Here is a 12,916-nt window from a genome sequence, read left to right as displayed (position 1 = left end):
TCGGGCGGAACGACGGTGGCATCCTTGCCTCAGTTCGTCGACGCGACTGGGGTGGCGAACCGCAAAGCCGAGGCGATTCGGCCACGGTGGAAATCAGCTGTTCCCCAGGCGGTTCGCAGTGCGGCGACCTTGGTCAGCCACAGCGACAGGTCGAATTCCGCGGTGTAGCCGATGGCGCCGTGCACCTGGAGTCCGGCGCGTGCGGCGCGGTGGGCCGCATCGCCGCAGGCCACGACGGCCGCCGAGACGTCGCGGGCGCGGTCGCTCGATTCCAGGGTGAGCGCCGCGCGGTACAGCAGCGGCTCGGCCAAATCCAGCGCGATCAGCACATCGGCGAGTTGCTGCTTCACCGCCTGGAATTCACCGATCGCACGCCCGAACTGCTTGCGCTGCTTGGCATAACCGGTGGTCTGCTCGAGGATCGCCCGACCCGCACCGAGAAGCTGCGCTGCGCAAGCCAGCACGCCGACATCGAAAGCGTAATCAATGGCCGCTCCGACCCCGGGCCCATCAGCGACCAGCTCGTCGGCGATGACCCGAACCAGGATGCGGGCGGGGTCGATCGAAGTCACCGCTCCCGAGGTCCCCGTCCCCGAGGTCCCGGCGCCCGAAGTCGCCGCCTCTGTCTTCGGCGCGGCGCGCACATGCGTCTGTCCGGCGGCTGAACCGACGGTGGCCGCGCGCGGGTTCCGGTCGCGGGTCGACTCGCTGGCTCCTGCGGCCGCCCCGGAGTCCTCGAGTTGGGGCGAACCATCGGCTCCTGGGTCGGTCGACCGATGCCCGAGCATCAGTCGACCGTCGACGGTCATGAGCACCGGCTCGGCGATATCGGCGTCGAGGGCGACGGCGCGTTGCAGCTCGAAGGTGATGGTGCCGAGCGCATCGCCGCTCGCGAGCGCGGGCAACCACCGCTGCGCCGCCGAGGAATCCGGAAGTCGTTGCAGCAGTGCGGGAATCACGGCGGCAGTCTCGATGACCGGCCCGAGAACAGCGCCGCGCCCGAGTTCGATCAGCGCGACAACGAGATCAACCGGGGTCGCATCCGCCCCGTCGTACTTCTCGTCGACGATCAATCCGAAGGCACCCATGTCGGCGACCTGCCGCAGCAGCGCGCGCCCCGTGGCAGGATCGCCCGCCGCCCACGCGCGCACTGCGGCGGGTACCTGCCCCGCCTCGAGGATCTTGCGCAGCTCCCCGGCGAAATCGAGCTGTTCGGTACTGAGCGCGAATCTCATCGCATACCTCCAATGTTCGGAAGGGCGATTCGGCCCAAGTGAGTGCCGGCCACGCAGATCGACCCAGCGGGTTCGCCGGGCAGCGCCACGGCGCGCCCATCCGTGCCACCGGGTAGCGCTACGACGTGGCGGTCGGTGCCGATGGGTAGTGCCACCGTGTCTCGGTCGGTGCTGACAGGTAGTGCCACCGTGTCTCGGTCGGTGCCGACGGGTAGTGCCACGGTGTCGCGGACGGTGCCGATGGGTAGTGCCACCGTGTCTCGGACGGTGTCGCCGGGCAGGGATACCTCGTGGAGGCCCCCGTCGATCGGCGGGATCGGGGCGCGCTCGCTTCTGAGCTGGGCGGTTCGCAGTTCCAGCTGGACCATGAAGTGCACGTTCATCGCTTGCTCTCCCGTGGCAGACCGAGGATGCGTTCGGCGATGATGTTGCGCTGAATCTCGTTGGTGCCCGCGTAGATCGGGCCCGAGAGCGAGAACAGGTAGCCGTCGGTCCAGGTGCTGCGCTGTTCGGCGGCGGCGCCGAGCAGGTCGAGCGCTGTCTCGTGCATGGAGATATCCAGCTCGGACCAGAACACCTTGGTGATCGACGATTCCGCGCCGAGTTGCCCGCCGTCTTGGAGGCGGGTGACGGTGCCGAAGGTGTGCAGGCGATAGGACTCGGCGCCGATCCAGGCGTCCACCACCGCATTTCGGGCGGCGGTGTCGGTGGGTTCGGCGGTCTCGGTCCACAGGTCGATGAGCCGCTGCGCGGTGGCGCTGAACCGTCCGGGGCTGCGTAGCGACAGGCCGCGCTCGTTCGACGAGGTCGCCATCGCGACCCGCCAACCCTCGTTCACCCCGCCGATCACATCGTGATCCGGCACGAAAACGTCGTCGAGGAAGATCTCCGCGAAGCCGGGTTCGCCGTCCAGTTGGGGGATGGGCCGCACGCTCACACCTTCGGCGGTGAGGGGGAACATCACGTAGGTCAGCCCGTGGTGACGTTGCGCCTCGGGATCGCTGCGGAACAGCCCGAATGCCCAATCCGCGAAGGACGCACGGGAACTCCACGTCTTCTGGCCGTTGAGCAGCCAACCACCGTCGGTGCGTCGAGCGGTCGAACGGAGGCTGGCGAGGTCGCTGCCCGCTTCGGGCTCCGACCAGGCTTGCGCCCAGATGTCGTCACCACGGGCCATACGCGGCAGGATCCGGGCGAGCTGCTCGGGTGTGCCGTGCTCGAACAGGGTCGGCGCCAGCAGGAAGATGCCGTTCTGCGCGACCCGCCCCGGCGCACCGGCGGCGTAGTACTCCTGCTCGAACAGCACCCATTCGAGAATCGACGCGTCCCGCCCGCCGAACTCACGCGGCCACGAGACCGCGGATAGCCGGGCATCTGCGAGCTTCGCTTCCCATTCCCGGTGCGCGGCAAAACCTTCCGCGGTATCCATCGACGGCAACGGCTCGGACGGGACGTTGGCGGCGAGGAACGCGCGCACCTCCAGCTGGAATTCCCGGGCAGCCGGGTCGACCTCGAGATCCACTTATTTCGTCCCGTTCTGTTCGGTAGAGGTGGCTTTCATCGAGCGGGCATTCATCCCGCCGAGCGAATCGGCGCCGACCTCGGCATTGTGAGCGTGCGCGAAATGGTGCAGCCCGAAAACCGAGTCCATGCCGCTGCGCATCCCCATCAGATCCTCGGCCTGGTTGACGGCCTTCTTGGTGAGCGCCAACCCGAATTGCGGCATCGCGGAAATCTTTTCGGCCAGGCCCATCACCTCGGCCTCGAGCTCATCGCGCGGCACAACCCGATTGACCATGCCCCACTCCTTGGCCTGCGCCGCCCCGAACCGATCACCGGTGAACAGGAACTCCTTGGCCGCGCGCGGACCCATCACCCACGGATGTGCGAAATACTCCACACCCGGAATGCCCATCCGCACAACGGGATCGGAGAAGAAGGCGTCATCGGAACAGACGATCAGATCGCAGACCCAGGCCAGCATCAACCCGCCCGCGATGCACGCGCCCTGCACCATCGCCACCATCGGCTTGGGGATTTCCCGCCAGCGCCTGCACATTCCGAGATACACCTCGGACTCGCGCGCGAACCGCTGATCACCGCCGGGGCGATCTATGTGGTCCCACCACAGCGCGGCCTTGTTCTCGTAGTGCACATCGTGATCGCGCCCCGGGGTGCCGATATCGTGCCCGGCGCTGAAGTGTTTTCCGTTGCCCGCCAACACGATCACCTTGACCTCGGGATCCTCCACAGCCCGCACAAAAGCGGCATCGAGGGCATAGGTCATCTTCGAGTTCTGCGCATTGCGGAAATCGGGCCGGTTCATGGTGACCACGGCGACCGACCCACGCACCTCGTAGGTAACAACCTCGGAACTCACGACTTCTCCTCACGTAGCTCACGCTTGAGCACTTTGCCCGCGGCGCTGTAGGGCAGCTGGTCGCGGAACTCGACAAGCCTGGGCACTTTGAAATTCGCCAATGTGCCTGTGGCGAAGGCAATTACCTCGTCGGCGGTCAGCGTCGACCCGGCCTTGCGCACGATGACGGCCTTACCGACCTCGCCCATCCGCTCATCCGGCACGCCGATCACCGCGGACTCGGCGACGCCGTCGAGCCTGGCCAGGGTCTGTTCGATCTCGGCCGGATACACGTTGAACCCACCGGTGATGTACATGTCCTTGAGCCGGTCGGTGATCTTCAGATAGCCGCGCTCGTCGACGACGCCGATGTCGCCGGTGTGCAGCCACCCGTCGGCGTCGATGGCCTCGGCGGTCGCCTCGGGGTCGTCGAGGTAGCCGAGCATCACGTTCGGCCCGCGCAGCAGCACCTCGCCCGCGTCGGAAAGGCACAGTTCGAAACCGGCGATCGGGCGCCCACAGGTGCCCGCGATGGTGGCGGCATCGTCGTCGGCCCGGCACATCGTCCCGAACCCGGAAGCCTCCGACAGGCCGTAACCCGTGACGACAACGTCGAATTCGAGTTCGTCACGCATCCGTTCGACCAGCACCACCGGCACGGTCGCGGCACCGGTGACGGCCACCCGCAGCGAGCTCAGATCGCGTCCGGTTCGCGAGGGATGGTCGAGCAGGGTCTGATAGATCGTCGGCGGTCCGGGCAGCACCGTCACGCCTTCGGACTCGATCAGCGAGAGCGTGGCCGGCACATCGAAACTGGCCTGCGGAATGATCGTGGCCCCGGTGACCAGGCACGCGAGAATCCCCGCCTTGTACCCGAAGTTGTGAAAGAACGGGCTCACCACCAGATACCGGTCCCCGGCCCGCACCGTCGTGCACTCCACCCACCCGCGCACCACATCGAGGGCCTGCCGATGCGTCACGAGCGTGCCCTTGCTGCGGCCGGTGGTGCCGGAAGTGAACAGGATGTCGGCGATGTCATCGGGGGAGACCTGCGCGGCCCGTTCGTCGCCCGCGTTGTCGGAGACGGCCGCCGCACATTCGAGCAGCTCAGCCCACGTCAGTGTGGTGTTACCAATTCCGAAGTCGGTCGGCCGCATCGACAGCCGCGCGGTCATCGTTGTCGAGCCGGTGGTGTTCGCGACCGGCACGGCGACGATGTCGGCCGGGTCGCGGGTCTCGGGCAATGTTGTTGACGGCTGCGCGTCGCCCTCGGCAGGTGCCGTGGTCGTGCCGGCGGTATTCGACGCCGGCGCAGCGGTGAGTTCAGGGTCGGCTCGCGGCGAGGAGGTGCCGAGGCGCTCCCGGTGCGATGGCGCTGACGTTTTCGCGTCACTCTCGACCGGGACCACCACAACGGTCCCGATGCCGAGCTCAGGTGCCTCGGCCAGCAACTCGGCCGCCCGATCGCGACCCAGGAAGGGTCCGGCGACGAACAGTGCCCTCGCGTCGACCCGCGTGAGCACATCGACCGCCTCCGCCACCACATACCGGGTGTTCAACGGAACCAGCGCGGCGCCGACCGAATGCGCGGCCAGCGCGGCGATCACCCAGTGGTGCGTGTTCGGCGCCCACATCGCGACCCGATCGCCGGGGGAGATGCCGCGGGCGATCAGGGCGCGGGCGGTGATGCGCACCTGGTCGAGCAGTTCGGTCCAGGTCAGGCGGGTCGCGCCGTCGATCAGGGCCGGTTCGTGTGGATGCGTCGCGGCGACTTGTCGCAGCGCCTGCGGGGTGGTGTGTGCAGGGGTTGTCACGGGGTCCTCACCGTAGTGCGGTCGCTGTTCTTGACGAAGCAGCTAACAAAGCAAGTGCTTGGTAGGTTATCCTACCGACGTGGGCGTGATCCAGACCTCAGATTCCGATACCGCGATCTCCGACGCGGAGTTTTGCGCGGAAATACGCGATTGGCTTGCCGAAAATCTTTCGGGCGAGTTCGCTGACCTGCGCGGAACCGGCGGCCCCGGTCGCGAGCACGAGTTCTTCGACGAGCGGCTCGCCTGGGATCGCCACCTCGCGAAGGCGGGCTGGACCTGCCTCGGCTGGCCGGTTGAACACGGCGGCCGCGGTGCGAGCGTGCGCCAACAGGTGATCTTCCACGAGGAATACGCGAAGGCCGACGCCCCCGCGCGGGTCTCGCACGTGGGCGAGGAACTGCTCGGCCCGACGTTGCTCGCCTTCGGCACCGAGGAGCAGAAGCAGCGATTCCTGCCCGGCGTCCGCTCGGTCGGCGAGCTGTGGTGCCAGGGATATTCCGAACCGGGCGCTGGCTCCGACCTCGCCGCGGTCAGCACCACGGCCCGCCTCGACGGCGACAAATGGGTGATCAACGGCCAGAAGATCTGGACCTCCCTGGCCCACGTCGCCGACTGGTGCTTCGTCATCGCCCGCACCGAACGCGGCTCGACCAGGCACAAAGGCCTGTCCTACCTGCTGGTTCCGATGAACCAGCCCGGCATCGAAGTGCGGCCGATCGAACAGCTCACCGGCACTTCGGAATTCAACGAAGTGTTCTTCGACAACGCCGTCACCGACGCCGACCTCGTGGCCGGCGAACCCGGTGACGGCTGGCGAATCGCCATGGGCACCTTGACCTTCGAACGCGGCATCTCCACGCTCGGCCAGCAGATCCGCTTCGCCCGCGAACTCGCCGACATCGAAGACCTGGCGAAAAGAACCGGCGCCGCCGACGACCCGATCGTCGTCGCCCGTCTCGACCGCGCCTTCGTCGGCCTAAAAGTCCTACGCGCCCACGCCCTGCGCACCATGAGCGAAGGTGACGCGGGCGGTGCCTCGGTGTCGAAGTTGTTGTGGGCCAACTGGCATCGCGACCTCGGCGAACTGGCGATGGCCGTCCAAGGCGCGTCGGGCCTGGTCCTCGGCCCCGACGACATGACCGCATGGCAGCGGCTGTATCTGTTCAGCCGCGCCGACACGATCTATGGAGGTTCGAACGAAGTGCAGCGCAACATCATCGCCGAGCGGGTGCTCGGTCTGCCGCGAGAGGCACGTCCGTGAGCGAACATTCCGCCCAGGCCGCAGATCGCGACGCCGCAAGTCTGACCCGAGCGAATACATCGCCCTCGGTCGCGACCGACGGCAGCGCCCAGGTGGCCGCGTCGCTATCCGTCGCGCCGAGTCCAGTTCCCGGACACGGCTTGCTCGCCGGCCGGACAGCTGTGATCACCGCCGCCGCGGGCACCGGCATCGGCTCGGCCACCGCGCGCAGACTCCTCGAGGAGGGCGCCGACATCGTCGTATCCGATTGGCACGAACGGAGATTGACCGAGACGGCCGAACTGCTGGCGAAGGAATTCCCCGAGCGTCGGGTCGGTGCCGTGGTCTGTGACGTCCGCGACACCACTCAGGTCAACCAGCTGATCAGCGCCGCCGCCGCCGAACTCGGCCGCATCGACATCATGGTCAACAACGCCGGCCTCGGCGGCGAAACGGCCGTCGTAGACATGACCGACGAGCAGTGGGACCAGGTCCTCGACATCACCCTCACCGGCACCTTCCGCTGCACCCGTGCGGCTCTCGCGTACTTCCGCGGCGCGGGCCATGGCGGCGTGATCGTCAACAACGCCTCCGTCCTCGGCTGGCGCGCCCAGCACGGCCAAGCCCACTACGCCGCCGCGAAAGCCGGCGTCATGGCGCTGACCAGGTGCAGCGCGGTCGAAGCCGCCGAATTCGGGGTGCGGATCAACGCCGTCGCGCCGAGCATCGCCCGCCACCCGTTCCTCGACAAGGTGAGCTCGACCGCACTGCTCGACTCACTCAGCGAGCGTGAGGCTTTCGGCCGCGCTGCCGAACCATGGGAGGTAGCCGCAACGATCGCCATGCTCGCCAGTGACTACACCTCGTATCTGACCGGCGAGGTTGTCTCGGTGAGCAGTCAGCGCGCATGATGAGCACGGACCCGCCCTTCGCGCGCTGGGCCGACCGGCATGAATCCGATCACGGCGGCGAGACCGGCCGTGAGCGACGCTCCCGCAACCAAGCAGTTGCTTGGTTATAGGATGACGTCGTGACCGCACCCGATACCGTGAAACGCACCCGCCGCGACGAACTGCTCGACCTCGCCGCGAACCTGTTCGCCGAACGCGGCCTGCGCGCCACCACGGTGCGCGACATCGCCGACTCGGCAGGCATCCTCTCCGGCAGCCTCTACCACCACTTCGACTCCAAGGAATCGATGGTCGACGAGATCCTGCGCGGCTTCCTCGACGACCTGTTCGGCCGCTACCGCGAGATCGCCGCGGCCGGGCTGAGTTCGCGAGACACCCTGGAAGCCTTGGTGATCGCCTCCTACGAGTCCTTCGACCGCCACCACGCCGCGGTCGCGATCTACCAGGCCGAGGCCAAGAACCTGCGCGACGTGGAACGTTTCGCCTACATCCGTGACTTCAACATCGAGTTCCGCGAACTGTGGCACCGGGTGCTCACCACCGGCGTCGCCGACGGCAGCTTCCGGCCCGAACTCGACGTGGAACTCGCGTTCCGCTTCCTGCGCGACACCGTGTGGGTGGCGGTGCGCTGGTACACCCCCGGTGGCCCGATCACCGTGAAAAACCTTGCCCAGCAATATCTCACCATCGTGCTCGACGGGCTGACCCTGCCCGGGAGTACCACGCACTAGGAGTTCCGAGATGACCGCACCCGCCGAGCGCCGCCCTTACACCCCGTTGCGGGAGGCCTACGTGATCGATGCGGTGCGTACCGCGGTCGGCAAGCGCAACGGCGCCCTCGCCGGCGTCCACCCGGCCGACCTCGGCGCCGCCGCCCTGCGCGGACTCGTCGAGCGCACCGGCATCGACCCGGCCGTGGTCGACGACGTGATCGTCGGCTGTGTCGACAACATCGGCCCGCAGGCGGGCAATATCGGCCGCACCATGTGGCTGACCGCGGGTTTCCCGGAAGAGGTTCCCGGCGTCACTGTCGATCGGCAGTGCGGGTCGAGTCAGCAGGCGATCAACTTCGGCGCCCAGGCCATCATGAGCGGCACCGCCGAGGTGATCGTCGCGGGCGGCGTGCAGAACATGAGCGCCATCCCGATCTCGGCCGCCATGCTCGCCGGTAAGGACTACGGCTTCGACTCCCCGTTCGTCGGCGCCACCGGCTGGGATGAGCGCTACGGCACCGGCGAGGTCTCCCAGTTCCGCGGCGCCGAACTGATCGCCGAGAAGTGGGGCATCACCCGCGAGGACATGGAGCAGTGGGCGCTGCGCAGTCACACCCGCGCCCGTGCGGCCATCGCCGAGGGCCGCTTCGAAGCGGAAATCGTGCCGGTCGGCGACTTCGCGGTCGACCAGGGCCCGCGTGAGACCAGCCTCGAAAAGATGGCGACCCTGCAACCCCTGAGCGAAGGCAGCCCGCTCACCGCCGCGGTGGCCAGCCAGATCTCCGACGGCGCCAGCGCGACGCTGCTCGCCTCGGAGTGGGCGGTGCGCGAATACGGCCTCACCCCCCGCGCCCGGATCCACTACGTCAGCGCCCGCGGTGCGGACCCGATCTTCATGCTCAGCGCCCCGATCCCGGCGACCAAGTGGGCACTGGAAAAGACCGGCCTGACCATCGACGATATCGACGTCATCGAGATCAACGAGGCCTTCGCGCCGGTGGTGCTGGCCTGGATCAAGGAGATCGGCGCCGATCCGGCGAAGGTGAACGTCAACGGCGGGGCGATCGCGCTCGGCCATCCGCTCGGCGCGACCGGCGCGAAGCTGTTCGCCACCCTGCTCCACGAACTCGAGCGGGTGAACGGCCGCTACGGGCTGCTCACCATCTGCGAGGGCGGCGGCACGGCGAACGTGACGATCATCGAGCGCCTCGACGCATAAGAGACCGGCGTAATCACACACTTCGTGCCGTTTCAATCAGAATTCTGACTGAAACGAGCCGAAGTGGGTGATTACGCCGGTGCATCGCCCGCGCCCGGTGCCTACGATTGGTCCAATGAAGGTGCTCGGCGCATGCCCGCTCGACTGTCCCGACGCGTGCTCGTGGGTGGTGACCGTCGAAGACGGCGTCGCTACGGGACTGCGCGGGAACAAGGAACACCCGGTCACGCGCGGTGCGCTGTGCGTGAAGGTGAACCGGTATCTCGAGCAGGTCGGTGCGCCGGGTCGGCTCAGGTACCCGATGCGCCGCGTCGGGCCGAAGGGGTCAGGGCAGTTCGAGCGGATCAGCTGGGACGAGGCGCTCGACGAGATCGCCACCAGGGTCACCAGCATCATCGACGAATTCGGTGGTGAGGCGATCTGGCCGTTCCACGGAACCGGCAGCATGGGCTATATCCAAGGGATGGAAGGCTTTCCGGGTCGCCGGATGTTCAACCTGCTCGGGGCCTCACACCACGCCCCGACGATCTGTTCGGTCGCGGGTAACGCGGGTCTGAGCTACACCCTCGGCACGGCCGGCGGCATGGATCCCGAGGACTTCGCCAAGTCGAAACTGATCCTGCTGTGGGGCACCAACCCGCTCACCTCCGGCCACCACCTGTGGAAGTTCGTCCAGGACAGCGGCGCCTACTTGGTATCCATCGACCCTGTCCGCACCAAGACCTCCGAGCGCTGCGACGAACACCTCGCCCCGCTGCCCGGCACCGATGCGGCGCTGGCGCTGGGGCTTTTGCACGTAGTGGTGTCGCTGGGTGCGCAGGACGATGCGTTCATCGCCGAGCACACCGAGGGCTGGCCCGAATTCCGGGACGTCATCGAGGAATACACGCCCGAACGCGTCGCCGCGATCACGGGACTGCGCGAGGAACAGATCGTCGCGCTCGGTGAGCGGATCGCCCACACCAGGCCGACCGCCATCCGCGCGTCGCAGGGTATGCAGCGGCACGCGGGCGGCGGTATGGCGCTGCGAATCCTCGGCTGCCTGCCCGGTGTCACCGGCGACTGGTCGATTCCCGGTGGGGGACTGCACTATTCGACGAGCGGACACTTCCGCCTCGACGATGCCGCCCTGCGCCGCGACGACCTGCTGCCACGCCCGGTCCGCACCCTGTCGATGACCCGCCTCGGCGAAGCCCTGCTCGAAACCGATTATCCGCCGGTCAAAGCGCTGTTCGTGATCGGAGCGAACCCCGTCGGTTCCAATCCCGATCAGCGTCGCGTGATCGAGGGCCTGTCCCGCGAAGACCTGTTCACCGTGGTCCTCGAACACTTCGGTACCGACACCGTCGACTACGCCGACATCGTCCTACCCGCCACGATGCAACCCGAACACCTCGACGTGATCGCCGGATACGGCCATCTCTACCTGATCTGGAACGAGCCCGCCGTCGACCCACCCGGCGAATGCCTGTCCACCACAGAGACTTTCCGCCGACTCTCCCACCGCCTCGGCCTCACCGAGCCCGCGCTCTACGACTCCGACGAGGAGTTGGCCCGCCAGCTACTCAAAGGCCACGACCTCGACCGCCTCCGCGCGGACGGCTTCCTGAAGGTACAGGCAGGCCCAGTCCCCGCAGGCAAACTCCAATTCGTCTCCACCAGAGCAGAACTCGCAGGCCACGACCCACTGCCGACCTACACCCCACTCGCCGACCCCGGCGACGGCCTGGTCCTGATCTCCGCCGCCTCCCACTACTTCCTGAACACCACCTTCGGCGCCAACCCCGAACTACGCCGCCGCGCAGGCGAATCCACCATCACCCTGCACCCCGACGACGCGGCCGCGAGGGGCATCGCCGATGGTGCCGAGGTGGTCGTGTCCAACGCCCGCGGCTCCTTCGAGGCGGTCGCCGAGGTGTCGGACCGGGTGCGGTCGGGCGTCGCGGGTACCACCAAGGGCCGCTGGGCGAAGTTCACCGGTGGTGCCACCGTGAATGCCACCATCGCCGAACGAGATTCGGATTACGGGGGCGGGGCGGTCTTCCACGACAACCGCGTCGAAGTCACGCTGCGCTGAGCTACCGCCGCCCGTGGCATCGCGGGACGGGTTTGGTCAGTTGACGGCAGCCGAGTTCCGCAGGCGGTCGCGCCGGCGCTGTGTGAGCGGGCAGCTGCGTGTACCGCGAAGAGCGCCGAACCGGGCACGCCTTGTGGGCGTCGCGCCTGGTCCGGTGCTCTGGACACCCGCGAACTCGACGGTGGCTCCGGGCCGTCGAGTCGGGGGTGAGCTGGGTGTCGGTCAGCGAGGTTCGGCGGCGGGTTCGCTGGTCAACGCGCTGATAGCGGTGATCCGGGCGACCGCGTCGGTGACGATCTGGTCGATCAGTTCCGCCACTGTCGGCAGGGTGTCGATGATGCCGGTGACCTGACCTGCCGGCAGTACGCCGGCGTCGGTGCGTCCCTCGACGAGCCCGGCTTTGGTCAGCATGGCCGAGTTGGCGGCCATGACGACCTGGGACCAGGTGAGGTCCTTGGTTTTTCGCATTGCCAGGCCGTCGCGGGCCAGGGTTGACCACTTCATGCCGGTCATCGACTTGAACTTGGCCGCGTTCGATACTGCTGCTGAAAGACCGCGCCAGCCGCCGGAGTGCTCCAGCTTGGTCACCAGTTCGGTGTTGAGCATGCGGTGGGGCATGCCGTCGACTTTTACCGACACGACGGTGTCCTGGAGGCCGCGGGCGAGGTATTCCTGCTTCACGGCTTCCGGGACGGTGCTCTCCTGGGTGAGCAGGAAGCGGGTGCCCATGGCTACGCCGGCCGCACCGTAGGACAGGGCGGCTGCCAGGCCGCGGCCGTCGAAGAAGCCGCCTGCCGCGATCACGGGGATATCGACGGCGTCGAGTACCGAGGGCAGCAGGAGGGTGGTGGCGACGGGGCCGGTGTGGCCGCCGCCTTCGCCGCCCTGCACGATCACCGCGTCGGCGCCCCACGAGGCCACCTTCACCGCGTGTTTGGCCGCGCCGATCGATGGAATGACCACGACGCCGGCATCTTTGAGCCGGGCGATGAGTTCCTTCTTCGGCGCGAGCGCGAAGGATGCGACCCGTACCTGCTCGCGGATGAGTAGCTCGATGCGTTCGGGAGCGTCGGTGGCGTCGGCGCGGATGTTGACGCCGAAGGGCTTGTCGGTGAGCGACTCGGTCTTGGTGATCGCCGCCTCGAGTTCCTCGAAAGTCATTGTCGCCGAAGCGAGAATGCCGAGTCCGCCCGCGTTGGCGGTAGCCGCGACCAGCCGGGGGCCTGCCACCCAGCCCATGCCGGTCTGCACGATCGGGTGCTCGATGCCGACCAGCTCCGTGAGCGGAGTCCGCAACCGCGCACCCCTTTCGGGCGGGCCTACCCGGTCGTGCTCCGGTGCCGCCTGC

11 protein-coding genes are annotated in these 12,916 nt (G+C 67.7%); 5 read left to right on the top strand and 6 right to left on the bottom strand.

Annotated elements, in window-relative coordinates; genetic code table 11:
• Positions 1–29: 29 nt before the first annotated feature.
• Genes ACFWUP_RS30365 through ACFWUP_RS30345 form a run of 5 tightly spaced genes read right to left on the bottom strand, consistent with a single transcriptional unit; the run spans position 30 to position 5,408 of the window.
• Positions 30–1,235, bottom strand: a complete 1,206-nt coding sequence (locus tag ACFWUP_RS30365; protein WP_379239408.1) for an acyl-CoA dehydrogenase family protein — start codon at positions 1,233–1,235, stop codon at positions 30–32.
• The gene (locus ACFWUP_RS30360) at positions 1,232–1,618 is read right to left on the bottom strand and encodes a hypothetical protein (RefSeq protein ID WP_379239407.1); all 387 of its coding nucleotides are present in this window, start codon (positions 1,616–1,618) and stop codon (positions 1,232–1,234) included. The genes ACFWUP_RS30365 and ACFWUP_RS30360 overlap by 4 nt, the downstream gene beginning before the upstream one ends.
• Positions 1,615–2,757, bottom strand: a complete 1,143-nt coding sequence (locus ACFWUP_RS30355; protein WP_379239406.1) for an acyl-CoA dehydrogenase family protein — start codon at positions 2,755–2,757, stop codon at positions 1,615–1,617. Before ACFWUP_RS30355 ends, ACFWUP_RS30360 begins: the two co-directional genes overlap by 4 nt.
• Positions 2,758–3,615 (bottom strand): enoyl-CoA hydratase, encoded by an 858-nt coding sequence (locus ACFWUP_RS30350; protein ID WP_379239405.1) that lies wholly within the window; start codon positions 3,613–3,615, stop codon positions 2,758–2,760. It abuts the gene before it with no gap.
• Complete coding sequence (locus ACFWUP_RS30345; protein WP_379239404.1) at positions 3,612–5,408, bottom strand: AMP-binding protein; 1,797 nt, start codon at positions 5,406–5,408, stop codon at positions 3,612–3,614. Before ACFWUP_RS30345 ends, ACFWUP_RS30350 begins: the two co-directional genes overlap by 4 nt.
• A gap of 79 nt (positions 5,409–5,487) precedes the next feature.
• On the opposite strand from ACFWUP_RS30345, the gene ACFWUP_RS30340 reads away from it, so the two are divergent.
• The 5 genes from ACFWUP_RS30340 to ACFWUP_RS30320 all read left to right on the top strand — a co-directional run bounded on the left by ACFWUP_RS30340 (position 5,488) and on the right by ACFWUP_RS30320 (position 11,568).
• Entirely contained in the window at positions 5,488–6,669 is a 1,182-nt protein-coding gene (locus ACFWUP_RS30340; RefSeq protein ID WP_379239403.1) for an acyl-CoA dehydrogenase family protein, read from the top strand.
• Between the two features lie 92 nt (positions 6,670–6,761).
• Positions 6,762–7,559: an SDR family oxidoreductase gene (locus ACFWUP_RS30335; protein ID WP_379239431.1), complete on the top strand. Its 798-nt coding sequence runs from the start codon at positions 6,762–6,764 to the stop codon at positions 7,557–7,559.
• Between the two features lie 119 nt (positions 7,560–7,678).
• Positions 7,679–8,290, top strand: a complete 612-nt coding sequence (locus ACFWUP_RS30330) for a TetR/AcrR family transcriptional regulator (protein WP_379239402.1) — start codon at positions 7,679–7,681, stop codon at positions 8,288–8,290.
• 46 nt (positions 8,291–8,336) lie between these two features.
• The gene (locus ACFWUP_RS30325; protein WP_379239430.1) at positions 8,337–9,491 is read left to right on the top strand and encodes an acetyl-CoA C-acetyltransferase; all 1,155 of its coding nucleotides are present in this window, start codon (positions 8,337–8,339) and stop codon (positions 9,489–9,491) included.
• Between the two features lie 115 nt (positions 9,492–9,606).
• Positions 9,607–11,568: a molybdopterin-dependent oxidoreductase gene (locus ACFWUP_RS30320; RefSeq protein WP_379239401.1), complete on the top strand. Its 1,962-nt coding sequence runs from the start codon at positions 9,607–9,609 to the stop codon at positions 11,566–11,568.
• A 222-nt stretch (positions 11,569–11,790) separates the two neighbouring features.
• Here the strand turns inward: ACFWUP_RS30320 and ACFWUP_RS30315 are convergent, their stop codons facing one another.
• Entirely contained in the window at positions 11,791–12,864 is a 1,074-nt protein-coding gene (locus tag ACFWUP_RS30315) for an NAD(P)H-dependent flavin oxidoreductase (RefSeq protein ID WP_379239429.1), read from the bottom strand.
• Positions 12,865–12,916: the final 52 nt, after the last annotated feature.

The organism is Nocardia sp. NPDC058658, from assembly GCF_042716665.1.
GTDB lineage: Bacteria > Actinomycetota > Actinomycetes > Mycobacteriales > Mycobacteriaceae > Nocardia.
Note: the sequence above shows the minus strand (reverse complement) of the source record. Positions and strands in the feature narration are given on the sequence as shown.

Excerpts from the sequence above, each read along its gene's own strand:
- ACFWUP_RS30320 (WP_379239401.1), top strand. The coding sequence starts at position 9,607 with ATGAAGGTGCTCGGCGCATGCCCGCTCGACTGTCCCGACGCGTGCTCG.
- ACFWUP_RS30360 (WP_379239407.1), bottom strand. The coding sequence starts at position 1,618 with ATGAACGTGCACTTCATGGTCCAGCTGGAACTGCGAACCGCCCAGCTC.
- ACFWUP_RS30365 (WP_379239408.1), bottom strand. The coding sequence starts at position 1,235 with ATGAGATTCGCGCTCAGTACCGAACAGCTCGATTTCGCCGGGGAGCTG.